This is a genomic window from Caballeronia sp. GAFFF1 (assembly GCF_023630705.1).
Lineage (GTDB): Bacteria > Pseudomonadota > Gammaproteobacteria > Burkholderiales > Burkholderiaceae > Caballeronia.
In genome coordinates this window covers 1-20,622 of the sequence record NZ_JALQEM010000030.1, presented here as the reverse complement: position 1 = coordinate 20,622, position 20,622 = coordinate 1, and the positions used below count along the sequence as shown (strand labels likewise).

23 protein-coding genes are annotated in these 20,622 nt (G+C 65.3%); 8 read left to right on the top strand and 15 right to left on the bottom strand.

What is annotated here, in order from left to right:
- Positions 1 to 144: 144 nt before the first annotated feature.
- Both NCR37_RS16235 and mprF read right to left on the bottom strand, forming a co-directional pair.
- A complete protein-coding gene (locus NCR37_RS16235) occupies positions 145 to 1,434 on the bottom strand; it encodes a virulence factor family protein (RefSeq protein WP_250473888.1) in 1,290 nt (429 codons plus the stop codon).
- Positions 1,431 to 4,028 (bottom strand): bifunctional lysylphosphatidylglycerol flippase/synthetase MprF, encoded by a 2,598-nt coding sequence (gene mprF / locus NCR37_RS16230; protein ID WP_250473887.1) that lies wholly within the window; start codon positions 4,026 to 4,028, stop codon positions 1,431 to 1,433. Before mprF ends, NCR37_RS16235 begins: the two co-directional genes overlap by 4 nt.
- Positions 4,029 to 4,390: 362 nt before the next feature.
- Between mprF and NCR37_RS16225 the strand changes: the two genes are divergently transcribed.
- Positions 4,391 to 4,717 (top strand): hypothetical protein, encoded by a 327-nt coding sequence (locus NCR37_RS16225; protein ID WP_250473886.1) that lies wholly within the window; start codon positions 4,391 to 4,393, stop codon positions 4,715 to 4,717.
- A gap of 13 nt (positions 4,718 to 4,730) precedes the next feature.
- On the opposite strand, the gene NCR37_RS16220 is transcribed toward NCR37_RS16225, so the two are convergent.
- Positions 4,731 to 5,273 carry a hypothetical protein gene (locus NCR37_RS16220; RefSeq protein ID WP_250473885.1) on the bottom strand — a complete coding sequence of 181 codons (543 nt, stop codon included), beginning with the start codon at positions 5,271 to 5,273 and terminating at the stop codon, positions 4,731 to 4,733.
- A 136-nt stretch (positions 5,274 to 5,409) separates the two neighbouring features.
- Entirely contained in the window at positions 5,410 to 6,105 is a 696-nt protein-coding gene (locus NCR37_RS16215; protein ID WP_175941781.1) for a response regulator, read from the bottom strand.
- 178 nt (positions 6,106 to 6,283) lie between these two features.
- On the opposite strand from NCR37_RS16215, the gene NCR37_RS16210 reads away from it, so the two are divergent.
- A complete protein-coding gene (locus tag NCR37_RS16210; RefSeq protein WP_250473884.1) occupies positions 6,284 to 6,736 on the top strand; it encodes a response regulator in 453 nt (150 codons plus the stop codon).
- 13 nt (positions 6,737 to 6,749) lie between these two features.
- Here the strand turns inward: NCR37_RS16210 and NCR37_RS16205 are convergent, their stop codons facing one another.
- From NCR37_RS16205 to NCR37_RS16160, 10 genes are all read right to left on the bottom strand, one after another.
- Positions 6,750 to 7,664, bottom strand: a complete 915-nt coding sequence (locus tag NCR37_RS16205) for an aldose epimerase family protein (protein WP_250473883.1) — start codon at positions 7,662 to 7,664, stop codon at positions 6,750 to 6,752.
- Positions 7,661 to 8,500, bottom strand: coding sequence for an ABC transporter permease (locus NCR37_RS16200; protein WP_371747464.1), 840 nt, complete (start codon positions 8,498 to 8,500; stop codon positions 7,661 to 7,663). Before NCR37_RS16200 ends, NCR37_RS16205 begins: the two co-directional genes overlap by 4 nt.
- 68 nt (positions 8,501 to 8,568) lie before the next feature.
- Positions 8,569 to 9,432, bottom strand: coding sequence for an ABC transporter permease (locus NCR37_RS16195; RefSeq protein WP_250473882.1), 864 nt, complete (start codon positions 9,430 to 9,432; stop codon positions 8,569 to 8,571).
- Positions 9,429 to 10,505 carry an ABC transporter ATP-binding protein gene (locus NCR37_RS16190; protein ID WP_250473881.1) on the bottom strand — a complete coding sequence of 359 codons (1,077 nt, stop codon included), beginning with the start codon at positions 10,503 to 10,505 and terminating at the stop codon, positions 9,429 to 9,431. The genes NCR37_RS16195 and NCR37_RS16190 overlap by 4 nt, the downstream gene beginning before the upstream one ends.
- A gap of 74 nt (positions 10,506 to 10,579) precedes the next feature.
- Positions 10,580 to 11,752, bottom strand: a complete 1,173-nt coding sequence (locus NCR37_RS16185) for an ABC transporter substrate-binding protein (RefSeq protein WP_250473880.1) — start codon at positions 11,750 to 11,752, stop codon at positions 10,580 to 10,582.
- 333 nt (positions 11,753 to 12,085) lie between these two features.
- A complete protein-coding gene (locus NCR37_RS16180) occupies positions 12,086 to 13,021 on the bottom strand; it encodes a dihydrodipicolinate synthase family protein (RefSeq protein ID WP_250473879.1) in 936 nt (311 codons plus the stop codon).
- A gap of 135 nt (positions 13,022 to 13,156) precedes the next feature.
- The gene (locus NCR37_RS16175) at positions 13,157 to 13,849 is read right to left on the bottom strand and encodes a FadR/GntR family transcriptional regulator (RefSeq protein WP_250473878.1); all 693 of its coding nucleotides are present in this window, start codon (positions 13,847 to 13,849) and stop codon (positions 13,157 to 13,159) included.
- Between the two features lie 146 nt (positions 13,850 to 13,995).
- On the bottom strand, positions 13,996 to 14,835 hold the full coding sequence (locus NCR37_RS16170; RefSeq protein WP_250473877.1) for a 3-oxoadipate:acetyl-CoA acetyltransferase: 840 nt from the start codon (positions 14,833 to 14,835) through the stop codon (positions 13,996 to 13,998).
- A 45-nt stretch (positions 14,836 to 14,880) separates the two neighbouring features.
- Positions 14,881 to 15,162, bottom strand: coding sequence for a DUF3303 domain-containing protein (locus NCR37_RS16165; protein ID WP_250473876.1), 282 nt, complete (start codon positions 15,160 to 15,162; stop codon positions 14,881 to 14,883).
- Between the two features lie 170 nt (positions 15,163 to 15,332).
- The gene (locus NCR37_RS16160) at positions 15,333 to 15,689 is read right to left on the bottom strand and encodes a hypothetical protein (protein WP_250473875.1); all 357 of its coding nucleotides are present in this window, start codon (positions 15,687 to 15,689) and stop codon (positions 15,333 to 15,335) included.
- Between the two features lie 264 nt (positions 15,690 to 15,953).
- Between NCR37_RS16160 and NCR37_RS16155 the strand changes: the two genes are divergently transcribed.
- The 5 genes from NCR37_RS16155 (at position 15,954) to NCR37_RS16135 (ending at position 19,763) form a co-directional block, all read left to right on the top strand.
- Positions 15,954 to 16,253: an EF-hand domain-containing protein gene (locus NCR37_RS16155; RefSeq protein ID WP_250473994.1), complete on the top strand. Its 300-nt coding sequence runs from the start codon at positions 15,954 to 15,956 to the stop codon at positions 16,251 to 16,253.
- Positions 16,254 to 16,266: 13 nt separating this feature from the next.
- Positions 16,267 to 16,980, top strand: a complete 714-nt coding sequence (locus tag NCR37_RS16150) for a response regulator (protein WP_250473874.1) — start codon at positions 16,267 to 16,269, stop codon at positions 16,978 to 16,980.
- Positions 16,977 to 18,308, top strand: coding sequence for an ATP-binding protein (locus NCR37_RS16145; RefSeq protein WP_250473873.1), 1,332 nt, complete (start codon positions 16,977 to 16,979; stop codon positions 18,306 to 18,308). Before NCR37_RS16150 ends, NCR37_RS16145 begins: the two co-directional genes overlap by 4 nt.
- 62 nt (positions 18,309 to 18,370) lie before the next feature.
- The gene (locus NCR37_RS16140; RefSeq protein ID WP_250473872.1) at positions 18,371 to 19,054 is read left to right on the top strand and encodes a Crp/Fnr family transcriptional regulator; all 684 of its coding nucleotides are present in this window, start codon (positions 18,371 to 18,373) and stop codon (positions 19,052 to 19,054) included.
- Positions 19,055 to 19,388: 334 nt separating this feature from the next.
- Positions 19,389 to 19,763, top strand: a complete 375-nt coding sequence (locus tag NCR37_RS16135) for a DUF3564 family protein (protein WP_250473871.1) — start codon at positions 19,389 to 19,391, stop codon at positions 19,761 to 19,763.
- Positions 19,764 to 19,792: 29 nt separating this feature from the next.
- On the opposite strand, the gene NCR37_RS16130 is transcribed toward NCR37_RS16135, so the two are convergent.
- On the bottom strand, positions 19,793 to 19,984 hold the full coding sequence (locus tag NCR37_RS16130) for a DUF2964 family protein (RefSeq protein WP_250473870.1): 192 nt from the start codon (positions 19,982 to 19,984) through the stop codon (positions 19,793 to 19,795).
- A gap of 251 nt (positions 19,985 to 20,235) precedes the next feature.
- On the opposite strand from NCR37_RS16130, the gene NCR37_RS16125 reads away from it, so the two are divergent.
- Positions 20,236 to 20,622, top strand: a 387-nt coding sequence (locus NCR37_RS16125) for a phasin family protein (protein WP_250473869.1), incomplete at its 3' end; no start/stop codon positions are given.

The following is a 20,622-nucleotide window of genomic DNA, read 5'->3' as shown; positions in this document are numbered from 1 at the left end:
TGTGCTCGATATTCGGCTCGCGCACCGTCCGACTGGAAACGCCGTGCGGCCACAGCCAAAGTTTTCGAGTGCCCTTTTACAGCCGAGAACCAGAGGGTCGGGGCAAGGCCGGCTTCGTCTTGACCGGCCGTCGTCGCCCCGACCTCACGCCGCTTGCTTCGCCGCGATCTGCTTGCGCCAGCCGGCCAGAATTCGCCGCGCGAGCGCGTCGTAGTCGCCGCCGAAGTGATGATCGCCCGGCAGCTTCACCACGTCGATGCCCGTCTTTGTCAGCGCCGGGCAGAGCGTATCGTCTTCTTTTTCGCCGTAGATGCACTGGACCATCGCGGGCGGCAGTTGCGCGAGCTCCGGCTTCACTTTGAGCGCCTTGTCGCTCGCCTTCATGCCGAGCCAGCCGGTCACGCGAATCTGAAAATCGGCCTCGGGCGCAAAGCCCATCAACGAGATATACGAGACCTGGCGCCGCACGTCGTCGGGCAGTCGGTTGTACGCGAACGGCATCACGTCCGCGCCGAACGAGTAGCCGACGAGCGCCACGTGGCTCGTATGCCAGCGCGCGCTGTAGGCGCGCACCACGCGGGCGATATCCGCTGCCGTGCGCTGCGGCGACTTCTCGCTCCAGAAATAGCGCAGCGAATCGATGCCGATCACCGACACGCCGTCGCGCTGAAGGGCGAGCGCCATCGTCTTGTCGAGGTCGCGCCAGCCGCCGTCACCGGAAATGACGATGGCGAGCAAGTCAGTCGGCTGCGACGCGCGCAGCTCGACGAGCGGGAGATCGGACACATCGTTCGCAGCAGGCGCCTCGGGTTTGGTCAGGTGGGGCGCGGTCATTGCCACGATCGCGTCGGCCTTCGTGCGGCCGGGCGGCCACGCGGCGCGCTCCATGAAGCCCGGCAGGCCCTTCATGTGGATGATGGTCGGGTCCGGCGGACACGGCTTGAAGCGCGCGTCGAGCGTGGCCTCCGGCGCGAGCGATACCGCGCCCGCCACCGTGTTGTCCGGCGCCTGGCCGAGCGCGTGTTCCGCGACCGTCGCGCCTTGGCCCGCACCGGCGAAGATCGGCGAGAAATAGCGGCTCGTCTGCACCGTGCGTTCGAGCTGATGGCTCATGTCCTCCGCATCGCCGACGAGGTTGTGGCACGTCTCCTTCTTCTCCGCGGCAAGGCGCGCGGCGTAGCGCGGCGTATCGACGCCGACGACCATCGCGCCCTTGGCCGCGAGCGCATCGGCGGCTTGCTGGTCCGACTCGCTCCAGCCGCTTTTCTCCGATAACAGCACGACGAAGCCCGTCATCGCGCCAGCCGGTTTCGTCACCGTGACCTGCCCGTAGCGGCCGCCCGAAACGGTGTTCGCGTGCGCCGCGCCAATCAGGGAGACGCCGCAGACGGCGGCCGCCGCGAGCGCCGCCAGTTTCTTGCCCAACTTGTTCATGAACGCCAGCCTCCCGCCAGCAACGAGAGGTCCGCCAAAGTGAGAAACACGCTGACCGAACCGGACGCCGCAAGATAACGCGGCTCCCAGTGCGGCTGGAACTTGCTTTTGAATCCGCGCAGGCCGCGGAAGTTGTAGAAGCGTCCGCCGAAGCGCCATACGAGTCCCGCCAGCCGATGCCAGTGCGAAGCGAGCGGCGTCGGCTCCATGCCGGACAACGGCGCGATGCCAAGCGACAGCGATTTGAACCCCGCCTCTTTCAGATGCAGCGCGAGCTTGGTGAAGAGGTACTCCATCGCATACGACGAGGCTTCCGCCACGTGACGCATCACGCCGACGGTCGCTTCGGTGTGCAGGTCCGTCGTCATGAACGTGACGAACGCGACCGGCACGCCCTGCTGACGCACGAGCAGCACCGACTGGGCGGCAAGATATTCCTCGTTGAACGCCGCCACCGAGAAGCTCTTTTCACGCGCCGAGCGGCTGTCGAGCCAGTCGTCGGAAATCTCGCGCAGCATCGGCATGCTTTCCGCGATGCGGTCCGGGCCGATCAGCTCGGTGTCGAAGCCGTCGCGTTCGCCGCGCTTCAACGCATAGCGCAAATGCGCGCGGTGCGAGCCTTTCAGGTCGAACTCGGACAGCGCGACGTGCGCTTCCTCGCCGAGCTTCATCAGCGTGAGACCGGCGTCGAGATAGAGCGGCAGCGCGTCCGCGCGCACCTGATAAAACGCGGCGCGGCCGTTGTGCGAATGCGCGAGTTCCACGAAACGGCGGATCAGCCCCGCCCACTCGCTGCGCGGGCCGACCGGATCGTGCAGCGCGGCCCACGTGCGGCCGTGCTTCGCGTACATGAGAAACGCCTCGCGCGACTCGGAGAACAGAAAGCTCTTGTCGCCCATCATCGCGAGGCCGGCGTCGCTGCGCTCCTGCGCGCGGAAAATGCGCGCCGCATCGGCGAGATCCTCCCGCGCGGGCATTTCGAAGCGGCCCGCCGCCGGGCGCAGCAACTGCCAGACGGCGAACGCGCACGCGAACACGCCCGCTGCGAGCGTCGCGCGCAGCGCACGCGGCGCGCGCTCGTCGAACGCGAATTGCCACCAGAGATCCGTGTTGTACGGCACGTCGCGGAAGGCGAAGAACATGATCCATACCGCGACCGCCATCACCATGCCGACGGAAACGAGCCACGTCGCCGTGAATCGCTCGGCGAACAGCGACGCCCGGCGATTGAAGCGCTCGCGCGTCGAAACGAGCAGCACGATGAGAAACGCAAGGACGCCCGCTTCGATGAACGCGAGCCCCTTTGCCAGCGACAGCGCGAAGTTCGCGACCGCGAGAATGAGCGCGACCCACCACGCGGCGTCGAGCCGGCGCATGAGGCCGCGCGCGACGAAAAGCAGCATGACGCCCATCACGCTGCCGAGCAGTTGCGAGCTTTCCAGCACCCACAACGGAATGACGGTCTGCAAAAGCGCAATGCGCATCTTGAACGCGGGCGTCGCGCCGGAGATGACGAGCATGGACCCCGCCGCGAACGCGACGATCGCGAGGAACAACGGCGCGAGCGACGACACGCGGCGCGGATGCAGGAACGAGAAGCGGCCTTTCAGCGCGCGGCCTTCGAACGCGGCCATCACGGCGGCCGAGAGAATCAGCGGCAGGCCGAAATAGATCGCGCGATAAGCGAGGAGCGCGGCGAGCACGTCCGGCGTCGCGACGTTGCGGCCGAGCGCGAACACCATTGCCGCCTCGAACACGCCGACGCCGCCCGGCGTATGGCCGATCATCCCGAGCAGCATCGCCGTCGAGAACACCGTCATGAATTCGCCGAAGCCGACGTGCGCGCCCGGCAGCATCGCCCAGAGCGCGAGCCCCGCGCCGAGCACGTCGACGACGGCGAGCGCGGTTTGCGCGATGAAGTCGCGGCGCGTCGGCACCGTGAACGCGAGCCATGTCCAGCGCGAACGCAACGTGCGCTGCTCGCTACCGCAGAAGACGAGCATCGCGACGAACACCGCGAGCAGCGCCGCGCCGAGCACGCGCAGTATCGCGGGCGAGAGATGCAGCATGTTCGCCACCGTGCCCGCCGAGCACAGCATGCCGAGCGCCGCCATGAACGCGAGCGAGAGCGCGAGCGTCACGCCCGTGAAGATCGACAGCCGGCCGACCTGCGCGGGCGTCACTTCCGCCGCGCCGTAGACGCGGCAGCGCACCGCCCCGCCCGTCAGCGCGCCGAAGCCCGTGACGTTGCCGAGCGCCGAGCCGACCGTCGCGCCGACCCACAGCAGCGAACGCGGCACCGCGACGCCAATGTGCCGCAAGCCGACGGCATCGCGGCCGACGAGCGCCGCGAAGCTCAGGGCGGTGGCGAACAGCGCCGCGCCCCACGCTTGCAGCGAGAGCAGCCGCAGCGACCGCACGACGGACTTGTAATCGACCGTATGCGACAGATGCTGGAACACGACGAGGAGGAGCGCACACACGAAAACCGTGAGCGCGGGCGCGGCGAACCGTTGGAGATCGAGACGCGCGACGCAAGAGCGTCCGAGCGTGCGAAGGGCGCGAAGCGAGGTGAACGACTTTCTGCGAGACATGCGTTTTCTGGACTTGCTCGCGCCGCGATCCGGCGATGACACTGCCGGCTGCGGCGCAAATCGTTGTTATCGGGGGCGGCGCATGATGCACAGTGGGCGCGCCGCGTCGGTATTCGCCAGCGGCTCGCCATACAAAACGGTTTCCGCGTAAGAAACGCCTGTATAACGGCTACGGTTGACCCAACTTGACCGATATTCGGGAAAGGGCTTCGCGCGCTCTACGCGGACTCCCGCTCCCAGGCCGATCTCGTCGGGAGCGAAGGCTGCTTCAATACGAGCGCGCCGCGCATCATCGGCGAGAAGACTAAGCGGATACCACCACCAAAGGCATCGGAAATATGAGAAAAAGTGTCACAAGCACGTTGGCAGTCTGTTTCGCGCTGGCGCTCAACGGGTGCGTCAGCACCGACGACGCGCTGCTGAAAACCGTGCCCATCGGCTCGGGCGCGTCGACGCTCGCGACGCTGGAGTTCACGAAGTGCGTCAAGGCGCGGTGGACGCCCATCGCGCCGCGCGTGCGGGAATATGGCCTCGGCCCCGATTCGCTGGCGGTATCGGTTCCGGGACAAGGCGGCTCATCGGCCATTTTGGTCGTCGCGCAGCCGGCGGCATACGGCACCGGCTACACGATCTACGGCGACAGCGCGGCGGGCAGCCGCTACGTCACGGCGGCGCGCGCCTGCGACTGAAGCGCGCCGCGTATTACGACGGCTTGCCGTTGCGCATGTCGACGCCGGCGAGATGCGTGCCGACGATCCGCCCGATCAGATAGCCGTCGGACGCGCACGCGTTGGTGCGCTCCTTGCCGTCCCACTGGATCTTGTACTGGTCGTCTTGCGAGTGGATGGCGGACGGGTCGAACTTGCCGAGCTTGCTCTTGAGCGTCTTGCCGCCGTTTTCACGCACGGCCTCGCCGACGAGCCGGTTCCATGTCAGCGCGTAGCCGTAGCGCACGCCGTCCGCGAAGGCGGCGTTGTCGCAAACCTGCGCGGGCGGCGTCGTCTTGACGGTCACGCGATACCCGTTCGCCCCGCCGACGACGATGCGCTGTTCCGTCGGCCCCGAAGGTTGCGCGGCGGCTTTCGCCGCTGCCGCTGCGGAGGCCGCCTGCGCGGCTTGCGCCGCCGAGGCAGCCGCGGCCGCATCGGCGCTCTTCTGCTGATCGGGGAGCGGCGCGCATGCAGCGAGCGCGAGCGCCGTTGCCAGCGCGAATGCCGCGCTGACGCCTTTCATTCTATGAGTCATCGACCTGCTCTTCACCTGCGCGTTTCCCATCTCAAAATAAACCGGGCTCTACCTTACCATTCCGGTGTGAATCCTCGGAGTTTTGAGAAAAGGGGACGCGGCGCGCGCGCGACGGCGCCGTGCCCTGACAAGCCGCTCAGGACGCCGACGACGTGTTGCCCATCGGCATTTCGATGCCCCGCCGCGCCATTTCGACGATCAGGAAGGTTCGCCGCGTGACATGAAAGCGCGCGAGCAGGTCGCTCGAATATTCCTTGGCCGTGTTCTCGCTGATGTTCATCTTGCGCGCGATGGCCTTGTTCGACAGCCCTTGCAGCAGATAGCGCAGCGTTTCGGTCAGGCGTGGCGGCAGATCGAGCGATTCGATGGTGACGCCTGCATGCGTCGAGACCGGCTTCGGGCTGTGGCCGCCTTTGCCGAGCACCGTGTTGGGCAGATAGACGCGCCCGTTAAGAATGGTCTTCAGCGCTTCGCGAAACACGCTCGCGCCCTGCTCGCTGCCCTTCGAGATGAAACCGCACGCGCCGTTCCGAATGCATTCGAGCACGGTATCGCGGTCGTCCTGAGCGGACAGCATGATGGTCTGAACCTCGCGCTCCTCCTCGCGTATCCAGTTGAGCAGGTCCATGCCGGTGGCCTGGCCGCGCAAGTGATAGTCGAGAAACATCAGATCGTACGAATTCGCCGAGAGCTTCGCTTTCGCCTGCTCGAATCCATCGGCTTCGTCGATCTCGAGCAAGGGCTCGTTCGCGAGGATCAGCGTTTTCATCGCGCTGCGCGTGAGCCCTTCGTCCTCTACCAGCAATACTGTTTTGAAATAGCCGTTTTCCATTGCGAGTCCCCGAGAACGCTTCCGATATTACGCGCGCCTGTCGCCGGTCGAACCCCTCCATTCGAAGGGATACATTCGGCAGTCTCCCAGAATGTTCGCCGCTCCCCGCCGCCGCCGGGTGTCGGGCGGCACGCGGCCGGCCGACACTCGACGCATCCGTCACGAAGAGGAGAACGCGATGCCACCCCGCTCATCCGACAACGAAAGCGAATTCGCCCTGTGGCGCATCAAGCGCGCGCGCCCGGACGACTCCGCGCGGCGCGTGCTGATCGCGCACAAGGACAAGTCCATCGCGGATTCGCTAGCGGTGCAGCTTCGGTTGAAAGGCCTGCAGGTCATCCACGCGCAGGATCTGGCGTCGGTGCGCGCGCTGCTGCATAGCTGGCAGCCACAGGCGCTCGTGCTCGATACGGCCCTGGACAGCGATCCCGGCTATGTCTTCATTCGCACGCTGCGCATGGACGCCGACGTGACGGGGCGTTTGCTGGTCGCGATGAGCAACGTGTGGCCCGCCGATCCGGTGCAGAAGTTGAAGGACGCGGGCTTCGACGCGCATTGCAGGCGTCCGTGTTCGACATGGCGCATCGTCGATCTGGTCGATGCGTTCTTTACCGCGCCGCTCGCGCGGTGAGCGGCGGCCCGGTTCAGCGCCCCGGTCTCATGGCGAGCGACGCGGCGACTTCGCTCCCCGGCGCAATGACCACGACGCCCGTTCCGCCGATACCTTGCGCGTCGAGATTGAAGCCGTCGCTCACATGCGAGACCGGCTCCACGCAGAGGTACGCACCGCCTGCCGGGCAATGCACGACCGCATGTCCCAGCGCGCCGTCGGCTTCGAGCGCGAGCGCGCGGCCATCGGCATAGAAAAGCGTCGCTCGGCCGTCCCAGCCGCTCAGATACCGCGTATAGCCGCCCGACTCTTTCACGTGACGGCGCGGCGGATGCTCGTCCGACGGTCCCAGCGCGATCTCGGCTTCATGGCGCCAGAGCGTCGCGGCATCCAGTTCGGCTTCAAGCGCCGCGAAGTACGGATGAAAACCGAAGCCCGCCGGCATCGGCCGTGGCGAGCGGTTGACGACGCGCATCGACACATGCGCGCCGTCGACGGCCGCGTGAATCGTCTGGATCGCGTCGAACGCCCACGGCCAGCCGTGCTCGCCCTCGCGATGCGTGTAACGCAGTTCGATGCAATCGGCGTCGTGACGTTCGACGCGCCATGCCGCGTACTGCCCGAAGCCGTGCAGCGCGTGCGCCATGCCGGGAAACGTCGCCAGTTCGACGCGCTCGCCGCCCGGCGCGGGAAACCGCGCATCCCGCACGCGGTTCGAGAACGGCACGAGCGGATAGCAGCCGCCCTTCGGCCACGCGTCGCACGGCCAGCTCGGCGCGGTGATCGGCACGAGCCAGTCGTGCGCGCCGGCTTCGTCGTGCGTCGTGAAACGCGTGATGCGCCCGCCAGCGGCCGGCGCCACCTCGATCACATGCGGCCCGCTCGCCACGCGAAGGCGCGGCTCGGCACGCAACTCGACAACCGGGCGCATCGGCTTCGAGAACGTCACTGCCGCTGCTCTTTCACGCGCGAGACCAGTTGCGTCGGACTCACGAATTGCAGCGCGATCAACACCCAGACGAGCGTGATGGCCATGTAGATCATCGCCATGGCGTCGATGGATTGTGGCGCGCGCACGCCGGTCGAAAACACCGCGTAGTACAGCGCGACGACGAGCGTCTGGGTCGTCGGCCCGGCGGTGAAGAACGTCAGCTCGAACATGCCGATGGTCCGCACCAGCACCAGCAGCCCCGCTGCGAGCATGCCCGGCACGAGCAGCGGCAATAGCACGTAGCGGAAATAGCGCACGGTGTTCGCGCCGAAAATGCGCGCGGCGGATTCCAGATTCGGGTCGATCTGCTCGATGAACGGCGTCATCACCAGAATCACGAATGGCAGCGCAGGCACCAGATTCGCGAGAATCACGCCGGTCAGCGTGCCCGCGAGATGGAACTTGTACATGACCGTCGCCATCGGGATGCCGTAGGTCACGGGCGGGACCATCAGCGGCAGCAGGAACACGAGCATCGCGAAGCGCTTGCCGGGGAACTGCACGCGCGCGAGCGCATACGCCGCGGGCACGCCGAGTACGATGGACAGCAGCACCACCGCGCCCACCACTTCGAGCGTCACGAGCAGCACGCTCGACAACTGAAAGTCGCTCCACGCCTGCGCGTACCAGTGCAGCGTGAACCCTTGCGGCAGCAGTGTGCCGAACCAGCGCGTCGCGACGGAATTCACCGCGACCGTCGCGATGAGAAGCAGGACGTTGAGCAGGAAGAAGCCCATCGTGACCCAGACGAACGCTTTCCACACCCTGTCGCGCAGGCTCGCTTGCTGTTTCATGTTCTTGCCGGAGCGTTGAGTCGGCGCGGGGGCCTGCCAGGCGGGCGCCGCGCGGTTGTCGGTTGCCATTATCCCTTCCCTCCGCTCACCGGACCCGTGTAGATGAAGCGGCGCGCGCCGAGCATGCCGCCCACGACGAGCAACTGCACGAAGCCCATCACGATCGCAATCGTCGATGCCAGCGAATAGTCGTAGCTTTCGAACGCAGCTTCCGACGCGGCAATCGAGATCACGCGCGTGGGACCCGCGGGCGCGCCGAGCAGCACCGCCGACGGAAACACCGAGAACGCCTGCACGAACGAAAGGCACGCGGTCATCGTGAGGCCGGGCAGCAAGAGCGGCAGATAGATCTGGCGAAACTGCTGCCACGGACTCGCACCGAGCGTGGCGGCGGCGCGCGCGAGCGTCGGGTCGATGCCCGTCACGTAGGAAAGCGTCAGCAGGAACGCGAACGGAAAGCCCGACACGATCAGCGAAATGAGCACGCCCCAGTAGTTATGCGTGAGCCGCACTTCGTCGCCATACAGATGCAGCGCCTGAACTGCCTGCGGGAACCAGCCGTTCGGGCTGAAGTACGTGAGCATGCCGTCGGCGATCAGCACGGTGCCGAGCGTCACCGGAATGACGAGCAGCGTGGTCACGAACTTCTGATACGGCGACGAGCGCCGCAACGCGAACGCGACGGGCACCGAAATGCCGACGTTGATGATCGTCGCGGGCACGGCGAGCTTCAGCGTGACGATGATCGTCGGCCACATCGACGTATCGGTGAAAAACGACACGTAGTTCGCCCAGGCGCCGCCGCCGTTCATCGGATTGAACGACAGCATGAGCCCGTACGCGAACGGGTAGATGAAGAGCGCGATGATGAAGACGAGCGCCGGCGCGACGAGCCAGCCCTTCGGATCGCGCTGCGCGGGAAGCGCGATCATTTTTCTTCTCCGTACACGAGCGCCTTCGCGGGCGACACGCGCAGCACGATGCGCTCGCCTTCCGCGCATTCGCCCGCAATGCGCGCCCACAGCTTGCCGAACGCCGTATTCACGCGGATGAGCGAATCCCGGCCGCCGTATTCGACGGTCTCGACGTGCGCGTCGAACGCGTTCTGGTCGCCGGGCGCGGCGCGTTCCATGTCTTCCGGACGCAGCGCGACGCTCACGTTCTTGCTGTCGAAGCCTTCCATCGGCGTGCCGAAGAGGCGCACGCCGTTCGCGCTCACGGCGACCGTGTCGCCCTGCGTGCCTTCGAGCATGAACGGCGCGACATTGCGAAAGCCCATGAAACGCGCGACATGCAGGTTCTTCGGCCGCGAATAGACTTCCTTCGGCGGCGCGACTTGCTGCACGACGCCCTCCTTCATCACGACGATGCGATCTGCCATCGAGAGCGCTTCGTCCTGATCGTGCGTCACGTAGATGGTCGCGCGCTCCAGCTTGCCGTGAATGCGGCGGATTTCGGCGCGCATTTCGATGCGCAGCTTCGTGTCGAGGTTCGAGAGCGGCTCGTCCATCAACACGAGCGGCGGCTCGATGACGATCGCCCGCGCGATCGCCACGCGCTGCTGCTGGCCGCCCGAAAGCTGGCCGGGGAGCTTCGCGTCGTGGCCCGTGAGCTGCACGAGTTGCAGCGCCGCTTTCGCGCGCTTGACCGCTTCCGCTTTCGATACGCCGCGCATCTTCAGTCCGAAGCCGACGTTGTCGAGCACCGACATGTGCGGAAAGAGAGCGTAATTCTGAAAGACCATGCCAAAGCCGCGCTTCTCGGGCGGCAGCACGTCGATGCGCTTGTCGTCGAGCCAGATGCCGCCGCCCGTCAGCGGCTGCAATCCGGCGATGCAGTTCAGCGCGGTGGATTTGCCGCAGCCCGAGGGCCCGAGCAGCGCGATGAACTCGCCGCGCTGGATGTCGAGATCGAGTCCTTTCAGCGCGGCGAGCTGATGTCCCTGCGCGTTGGTGAAGCTGCGCGAGACGGAGTCGAGGCGCAACTGCTCAAAAGTGTGCTTCATGGCGATTTCCTGTTGCGCGAGCGGCGACGCCCCGAAAGGAACGCCGCCGCCATGGGCCTGCGAGTGCGATGTGCTTACTTCGTCTTCTGCGCGCCGATTTCGCGGTCCCACTTCTGGAACGCGGCAACCATCGCCTGCGCATTCAGCGGCACGACGTGCGGCCGGTCAGCCAGCAGCTTCGCGTACTCGGGGCGGCCGAACTTCTGAATCACTTCCTGGCTCTTCGCGGGCGCAGCCGACAGCGGCACGTCCTTGACTGCCGGGCCGGGATAGAAATAGCCGTCGTCGTAAGTCAACGCCTGTTGCGCCGGTTCCAGCATGAAGTTCATCAGCTTGTAGAGCACGTCGAGCTTTTCTTTCGGCACGCCCTTCGGAATAACCATGTAGTGAGCGTCGTTCACCCACGTCATGTTGTCGAACGCCTGCACCTTGAATTCGGCCGGCACGATGCCGAGCGCGCGCGGATTGATGTCCCAGCCGGTCACGGTGACGGTCATGTCACGCGTGCCTTCGCCCAGTTCCTTCATCACGGCCGACGTGCCGCCCGGGTAGTAAGGAATGCAGTCGTTCAGCTGCTTGAGGAAAGCCCAGGTCTTGTCCCAGCCGTTGACCGGGTCCGCCGGATTCTTGTCGCCGAGCACGTACGGCAGGCCCATCAGGAACGTGCGCCCCGGACCGGAATTGGCCGGACGCGCATAGATCAGCTTGTTCGGATGCGCCTTGCACCACGCGAGCAACTGATCCGGCGTCTTCGGCGGATCGCTGACCTTGGCCGGGTTGTATTCGAGCAGCGGGCCGGCGGGCATGTACGTCACTTCGAGACCGTAGCCTTGCGCGATGTCCTGCATCTTGCGCGGACCGGGCGCGTATTTGTCCAGTACGCCGGGGAACACGGCGGCGTGCTCGGGCAGCAGCTTCTCCCACAGGCCCTGCTGGATGCCGGCGGCGAGCGCATCGGTGCCGGTCACCACGAGGTCGATGTCCGAGCGGCCTGCCGCCTGCATCGCCTTGATCTTGCCCGGCAGCTGCGGCGCAGGCGCGTTGGTGAACGTGATGCTGGACACGAGATCCGGGTACTTTGCCTTGAACGCTTCGAAGCCCTTCTGCGTCAGTTGAAGATTGCCCGCGACGTCCACGATGTTGATCGCCACCGGGTCCGCCGCCTGCGCCGCGCTCGTCGCGAACGCCGCGCTCACGGCGACGCACAGCGCCGCCAGTTTCACTGACAGTCCTGCCTTGAAAGCCATGTTGTCTCCTCACTTCTCTCGCAACCGCTATTGGGACGAGGTCCGGTCGCTTGTCGATTCTGTCGATGAATTCGATCGCCGGCCTGTTCGTGCTTCGTTCTGATGGTGCTCGGTGCGCTGTCTCTTGGTCTGTCGGTCGGCGCCCTCGCGTCGTTATTAGCTCACGAAGCAGCAAAATAGCCAACCGAATCATCGTATGTCAAGCAAATCGGCGGCGGCTTTCCCTGTTTCCTTGCAGTGCAGAAAGGCAGTTGAATGCGTTCTGGCGCGGCGTTGCGCCCGGCTGTCGGGATATACCCGGAGCGCCTCGTTACCCCGCTTGTTTTACTTCTTTTACCCGGCGTTTCCTGCGAGCGTACGGTCGAATGTGAGGAGAATCCGCGCTTCCCGCTCGACGGCGGGCAAAGCATGCTCAGGCGTTGCGGAAAGGAGCGGCAGAATCGGGCCCATGTCCGCGATGCCTGAGAGCGTGACGGCGTCGTGCAGCACGCGAATCAGCGAGATGTCGTCGCGCAGTGTTTCCAGCGGAAGAAAGCGGTCGTAGAGACGCTGCGCTTCGTCCGCTTCTCCGGACTTCGCGGCGCGCAGCAGCGCCATCACGGCGTGCGGGGCGATGCAACCCGAGCCGGTCGTCCACGCGGCGAGGCCGAAATCGCGCGAGTGCACCAGCGCGGGCCGCTCGCCCATGCCGGATATGACTTGCGACGCCGGCACGCTGTCGAGAAGCCGCCGCAGAAAAGGATCGTCGGACGGGTCGGCACGCACGATCGCATATTTGACGGCGAGCAGCGTGCCGTCGGCGACGAGCGCCGCAAGGGTATCGACGTCGATGTAGTCCTCGCTCTTGATGTAGAGCGTGAAAGGCATGCCGGCGATATCCGTGAGCCGCCTGAGTCCGGTTGCGACGCCCTGCGGCGTTGTGAACCCCGCTAGCGGCAGGACCATCACGGTGCGGTAGTCGGTTTGCGCCAGAATGCGCGCCTGATCGAGCATCTTCCCGTAGTCGGGACCTATCGCCGGAATGACGCGCGTTTGCGGCCCGGCGATTTGCGCCAGCATGTCGAGCAGTTCACGATATTCGCTCACTGCGACGTGATAGAGGTTGGCGTTGCCGCCATACAGCACAGTGCGCACGCCGCCGGCCTCGATATGGGCCACCAGCGCGCGGTTCTGCGCCTCGTCGAGTGAATAGTCGGCTCGCCGCGCAAGGGGCGGCACGGCCATGACGCTCTGAGAAAATTCGCTGACCGTGATGCGTTCGACTTTCATGAATGACGCCTCGCTCAGCTTGGGCTGACCGTGCGTGGAAGCTAGCAAGGCGGCATAAAGTTGTCAAACAACTTCACGTATCAGGAGGTGTTAATCAGCGTTTCCCCGGATGCGCCGACTGGAGTCGTACGACATCTAGTTGCCGAACATGCGCTCCAGCGCACCCGCGAGATGCGTTTTCATCGCCTCGCCGGCGCGCACGGAGTCGCGCGCGCGAATGGCTTCGAGGATATCGAGGTGTTCTCGCTGCACGAGCCGCTGCCGTTCGAGCGTCTTCACAAGCGACAGGTTGCGCGAGAGATTCATGCTGAAGACGACCTGCTCTTCGATAAACGACATCGCGCTGATAAAGAACTGATTCTTCGATGCGCGGGCCACTGCAAGATGAAACGCGAAGTCATCGCTCGCGCCGATGCCCTGCTGCGCCTCCACCACGCGTTCGAGCTGCTTCCACGCTTGCTCGATGGCAAAAAGATCGTCCTCGTCGGCTTTCTGCGCCGCGAGTTCCGCCGCGCCCGCCTCCGTGACGATGCGGAATTCGTAGCAGCGGCGAATGTCGGAGAGCGTTTCGAGCGGGGCGAAGCGGCGCACGTCCGGATCGGGACGGCGGCCGACGGTCGTGCCCGAGCCGCGCCGCGTCACGATGATGCCGTCCGCGCGCAGACGCGCCAGCGCTTCGCGCACGGTCGGCCGCGAAGTCGCGAAGCGGTCCGCGAGCGCGTGCTCGGTCATGAGCCGGTCGCCTTCCTTGAACTCGCCTTCGATGATGCTGTTGAGAATGTCGCTGTAGATGCGGTCGGCCAAGCCGGGCGACTTACGCTCGTTCATGTTCACGCTGGACAGGCTTGTCAGGGTAGACGACGATTGTAAGGCAGATTTACCGGCAATTGGCTGCCGCGTCGTTGGCATCGAGCCGAGCGGGGCACCTGACACTCGCGGGTGCCCGCCCTGTCCTCAAGGCGTCTTGGCGGAAGCTATTCAAGCGAAAGCAGCCGGCGCGCCTCCTTCGCGCTCGCCACCGGACGCCCGTACTCAGCGCACAACGACGCCACCCGGCTCACCAGTTGCGCGTTGCTTTCCGCGAGCGTGTCTTTGTCCCAGCGGACGTTGTCTTCGAGGCCGGTCCGGCAGTGGCCGCCCATTTGCAGCGTCCAGTGATTCACTTCGAGCTGGTGCCGCCCGATGCCCGCCGCCACCCACGTTGCGTCGGGCAAATGCTTCTTCAGTTGCTCGACTTCGAATTCGAGAATCTCGCGCCGCGCCGGCAGTGCGTTTTTCACGCCGAGCACGAACTGGACGTGGACCGGCCGCTTGAGCAAGCCTTGATTCACCAGATCGACCGTGCTGTACAGCATCGCCAAATCGAAGACTTCGATTTCGGGCTTCACGTTGTGATCGAGCATGAGTTGCGCGAGCGAGCGCACGAAGTCGGGCGGATTCTCATAGACGATCGTCGGAAAATTCACCGAACCGGTAGCGAGCGACGCCATGTCCGGCTTCAGGTCCAGCATCGCGCCGCGCTGCTCGAACGATCGTCCGCGGCCGCCGGTCGAGAACTGAATGATGATGTCCGGGCAATGCTTGCGGATGCCGTCCTGTAGTTCTTCGAAGCGATGCCGGTCCGAGCTCGACCGCTCTTCTTCGTCGCGCACATGCAGGTGCACGAGCGTCGCGCCGGCTTCGTACGCCTCGTGGGTGCTTTCTATTTGCTCGGCGATCGTGATGGGGACCGCCGGGTTGTCCTTCTTGCGCGGCACCGACCCCGTAATGGCGACGGAAATGATGCACGGTTCGTTGGTAGTGGCTTGCGTCACGCTTGTCTCCTGTCCGGGGTATCCCCGATTTCGCCGCGAAAACGTCTAACGCCGCCCGGCCGCATCGGCGAGCAGCTTGCCGAGCTGTTCGTCCGTCAGCGCGGGCATGATGTCGAGCGTGAACAGATCGGACCATTCGTACGCCCATCGCGCGACCGGCTCGATCTCGTCGCTCTCTGCCACGCCGAAGCCGCGTATCGACCCGATACCGTGCCAGCGCCCGAGCAATCGGACGCCGTCCGGCGGCGCGCCGGCGTTCTGAAGAAACCGCTCCGCTGCCCGCTCGCGGACTTCGGGCAGCGCGGTCCAACTGACGATGAACAACATGGCTCGGCCCTCCTTCTGACGATTGCCACGCCACGGACGCCGTGCGCCGACGTGGTTCATTCAGTATAGAAGCCGTGCATGCGTCGTCGCAGGCTTGAGCGCAAGCATCGGTCCCGCGCCCGCGCGTTCCCATGGCGCTGGCGAAATGCACTATGCTCAGTGCATCGCGGTCAACGCACGACGACCATCGGCGCGGCCACGACCGGCTGCGCATACATGACACGCACGGGCGGCGCGTACACGCGCACCGGCGCGCTCACGACCACGACCGGCGGTTTCGGCGGCGGAGGCGGCGGCGCGATCACCGCGACGGGCGGCGCGACCGGCACAGCGACGACCGTACGTGCGGGCACATAGTAGTAAGGCGGCGCGGGAGGCGCGTAGTAGTAAACCGGACGCGGCGGGGGCGCATAGACCACGGCCGGCGCGATATAGGAGACCTGAACGGCCGTTCCCGCCGACGCGCTCTGCGTGCAGGTCAACGTGAAAGCGGCGGCGGCGGAAAGACTGAGCAGACGGATGTTCATCGTGATGTCCTTTCGTATCGATGAGTCGAATCGATGGGTTCAATCGCTGAATGCGCGACCCGAGCAACGATAGCCAAGGAGAAACGAAAGCGTTAGCGGCAACTTGTGTCGCCGTATGTCGGCACGGTGCATGAGCGCGGACCACGAAATATCTCGACATGATTCGTCGCGCCGCTGTCATTGCCTTCGATGCGCGCCTCAATAAAAATCTCTGTCACCGATTACTTCGCTTTGCATCTCGACAAGGAGAACGTCGTGCAGAAGATTGCCGCTTCAATTGCTTCATTGGCCACATGCCTCGCCCTTCTTTCCGCCCCCGCGTTCGCGCAGACCGCGACGCAGCCGATGGGCGTCTCGCCGCGCGTCGAACGCGGCATGCAGATGCTGCAAACGCGCTTCGCGCAAGCGAACGTCACGCACGACGGCAAGCTCACGCGCGATCAGGCATCCACCGGCATGCCGAAGGTCGCGAAGCACTTCGACGAGATCGACACGCAGAAAAACGGCTACGTGACGCTGCCGCAGATCGAAGCCTTCATGCGCGAGCACGCCGCGCAACGCTGACCGGGGCCATCTCATGGAAACCGCGCCGAAGATCATCGTGCTCGATGACGAAGCCGAACTGCGCAACATGCTCCAGCGGTTTCTCACGTCGCAAGGGTTCGAGGTGCGCGTCGTGGAAAACGGCAAGCGCCTCGACCGTTATCTTCAGCGCGAACCGTACGACCTGCTCGTGCTCGACTGGATGATGGAACCGGAAGACGGCCTCTCCGTGTGCCGCCGCTTGCGCGCCGAAGGCCATACGCTGCCCATCCTCATGCTCACCGCAAAAGGCGATCCGGTCGACAAAGTGGTCGGGCTCGAAACCGGCGCGGACGACTATCTGGCAAAGCCGTTCCTGCCGCAAGAACTCGTCGCCCGCGTGCGCGCGCTGCTGCGTCGCCAGAAGATTGCAGCAGGCGATCCGACGCTGACCACGCAAGTCATTCGCTTCGGCGACTTCCGGCTGGATCTCGGCAAGCAACGCCTGTTTCGTGGCGGCGAGCCGTTCGAGATCCACTCGGCGCAGATGCAGTTGCTCAACGCGCTCGGATCGTCGCCGAATCGCGCGGTGAGCCGCGATAATCTCATCGCCCGAACGCGCGGCCGCGAGCACGACGCGCTCGACCGCAGCATCGACGTGCAGGTGCTGCGCCTGCGTCAGCTGATCGAAGACGACCCGGCCAAGCCGCGCTTTATCAAGACCGTGTGGGGCGTCGGCTATATGCTGCTCGCGGATATCGAGCCGTGAGCTTCGCGCCGCGCTCGCTTTTCGCGCGCAACGTGCTGCTGCTCGTCGCGCTCGTCGCGGTGAGTCAGGTCTGCGCGCTCGCCGTGCTCCTGCACCTTATTCAGACGCCGCGCATCGAGCGGGCCGCCGCGACGTTCGCAAGTTACATCGAGACGCTCGATACGGTGCTGCGCGACATGCCGGCCGGCACGGCGCGCCTCGACGCCCGCGCGGATCTGCCATCGAGCGCGAACACGGAGCCGCCCCGCTCGTGGCTGCGCTTTTATCGGACGTATCAGCGCGATACCTTCGTCGAAAGCCTGCGTCGTCATCTGCCCGCCGATATGCCGGTTCGCTGGCAAAGCGCCGAGACATCCGCCGACGCGCAGCAGCGCTTGTGGATTCGCGTGCATCTCGCAGGCGAGCCGCGCTGGATCGCGCTTGCCGTGCCCGAAGCCGCGCATGACGACGGGCTGACCACGACGCTTTTGCTGTCGCTCGGGCTCGGCGCGCTCGCCATCGCGACGGCGTACGCGATTCAACGCCACCTGAACCGCCCGCTCGCCGATCTCGCCGATGCCGCGCGGCGCTTGTCCGCAGGCGGCGAGCCGGGCGTGTTGCCGACCGACGGCCCGACTGAGATCGCGCAAGTGAGCGCTGCGTTCAATCGCATGACAGCGGCGCTCGCCGAAGCCGAGGCCACGCGCGCGCTGATGCTCGCCGGCATCTCGCACGACATCCGCACGCCGATGACCAAGCTGCGCCTCGCCATGGCGATGTCTTCGGTGCCTTCGGTGGACGCATCGTTCGCGGCCTCGGCGGAAGGCTATCTGGACCAGATCGACACGATTCTCCAGCAGTTCATGGACTATGCGGGCAGCGGCGCGAAAGAGTCGCCTGTCGTCGGCGACATCAATGCGCTCGTCGCGAATCTCGCCGCGGATTTCGCGGGCCTCGGCCACGAGTTCGCGCTGTCGCTCGGGGACATACCGCCGTTCGCCTTCCGTCCCATCGGCATGATGCGCATGCTGATGAATCTGATGCAAAACGCGGTGCTGTATGGCGTCGTCGGGCTCGGCGTGCGCACGTGGATGGACGAAAAGACGCGCAGTGTCTGCATCGTCGTGGAGGATCGCGGCAAGGGCCTCGGCACGCACGACGCGGAGTCGCTCAAGCAGCCGTTCAAGCGCGGCGGCGGCGAGGGCCAGCCGAAGGGCACGGGCCTTGGGCTCGCCATTGTGGAGCGCATCGCGCGGCTGCACGGCGGCACGCTCGAACTGCGTCCACGCGAAGGCGGCGGCGCACAGGCGCAGATTGTCTTGCCGCTGGCGAATGCCGTTGCCAATTGATGCATTTCCGTTGCGCGCGGCGTAGACCATACTGGAAGCGTGGAACTTGCGGGAGAACGCGCATGGTCAGCGCCACCGATTTCGACGACGCGCGTCGGCCCGCCGCCCTGCATGTGCACTTTGCGGACACCGACGGCATCGCGTTTCCGACTCGTTCGGTCGTTCGCGGCGACGCGCTCTACTGCGCCGCCGAGCCGCTTCGAAGCCTCTATACGGTGCAGTCCGGCAGCTTCAAGAGCGTCGCCGTCTGCCTCGCCGCCGCCGGCGACACCGCCCCGCGCACGCAGGTCACCGCTTTCCATTTGGCAGACGAAACGCTCGGGCTCGATGGCATTTGCACCGGCTGTCATCAAAGCGATGCCGTCGCGCTGGAAGACAGCGTCGTGCGCATCATGCCGGTCGGAATTCTCGAACCGTTGTGCCGCGAATATGCGCGGATGCAGCACGCGCTGCTCGCCATCATGAGCGTGGAAATCGTGCGCGCGGCACGGCTCGCGGTGATGCTCGGCACCCTGCCCGCGCGCGAACGCGTCGGCGCATTCCTGCTCGATTTGTCGTCACGACTCGCTCTGGACGATTGCGCCGACATGCTGTTGCCCATGACGCGCGCCGATATAGCGAGCCATCTCGGACTGGAACTCGAAACGGTGAGCCGCGCGTTGTCGAAGCTGCAACGCGAGCAGGCCATCGAACTCACCGGGCGGCGTTTGCATATTGTCGACCGAGCGCGGCTCGCGCGAGTCTGACGATCGTTCGTTATGCAGCTTATCTTTCTCGAAAGCCCGATCCCGGGCGCAAACCGGACGCGGTGGTGCACGGCGCACTCGTCTGGCGCTCGTCTGCAAAGCCATATCCACGCGATGATGACGGTTGTCGTCAAAGCGTCAGCGGCCGAGACTATGCTGGAAGCACGCGCGCGGGAGTTTCACGACATCGGCACCGGACTTGCTTTTAATCGCTCGTGAACCCAATGTCTCGCGCATAGTCGAACCCGATTCGAAGCTCCAGCGACGCAACCCACAACACGCCGCTAACGCAGTCAGCGTCCGCCCCGTCGAAACTCGTTTCATGGAGGATGTCATGCGTATCACCGTCAAGCTCGATGGTTTCGAGGGCGCGCCACCCGCCGCCTACGCCATCCTGTGGCTCGACAAGGAAACTCGCCGCTGGTCCCGCGAAGGCCATCAGTCGGTGGACGTGCCGGACTGGGGCGCGCTCGGTTCCGCGGCGGACGGCACGCTGATCTGCCATCCGCATGAGCAGCAGCCCGTCTGCAAGCTGGAAGAGCTCGATGTGGAAGCGCCCGGCGGCCCGCCCGAAGGCGTTGCCGGGCGCGTGCTGTGGTATGCCGAGGGCGCGTCGAACCCGCGCGTCGGCCGCTGGCATGTGCAGTGCGTCGATCGCGCGCAGATCAAGGCCGAGCACAGCGTATTCGCGGGCGACGAATATTTCTGACGCGGCGCACGCCGGGGTCGGCAAGAACGTCAGGCGTGGTCTTCAGGCATTGGCATCAAGAGGACCGCGAACGACGCGACGCCGATCAGAACGGCAAGCGCGCCGTAATCGAGCGCGGCCTGCCTGTCGAAGACAAGCCCGTGCAGCGCGACCATGATGCCCGCGAGCGCCACGAAAACCGCGATCGCCGCCGCGACGATGCGCGCTTCGGCTTTGACCATCGCTTTCTCCACGCCGCCTTGCGCGGCTTCTTCATTCTTATGATGGTCGTTTGCAGCGAGCCGCATTTGACCTGAATCAAGTCGTGTGTGGCGCGATCTGGTGTTTTCCCTTGCCCCATTTCGGACACGTAAATTGGTAGTATCAGGAGCCGGCCGCTGGTTGCGAAAGTGCGGCAAACGGCGCACTGCCGCGTGAAGGCGACGGTCATCGAATCGCGCCCGCGCTTGTCCGAATGAACCTGGGAGGCAAGATGAATCAATCAAAATTCAGCGATCCGTTCAGCCAGTTTGCCGCCATGTTCCAGCAGTATCAGCTACCAGGGTTCGACGTCACCGCCATCATGGAATCGCGGCGCAAGGACGTCGAGGCGCTCGCGGCCACCAATCGCGTCGCGTTCGGCGGCATCGAGGCGTTGCGCGACAAGCAGCTCGAGATTTTGCGCCGCACGCTGGGCGATCTGGAGTCCATCGCGAAGCAGATCGCGTCGTCGTCGGGCAAGCCGCCGTTCAACGCGAATGAGGTTGTGCAGCGCGCGCTGCACAACCCGCTCGCCGACATGCAGGTCATCGCGCGAACCACCCAGCAGACCCAGGCCGAAGCCAACGCCCTCGTGAGCAAGCGCATGGATGAACCGTTG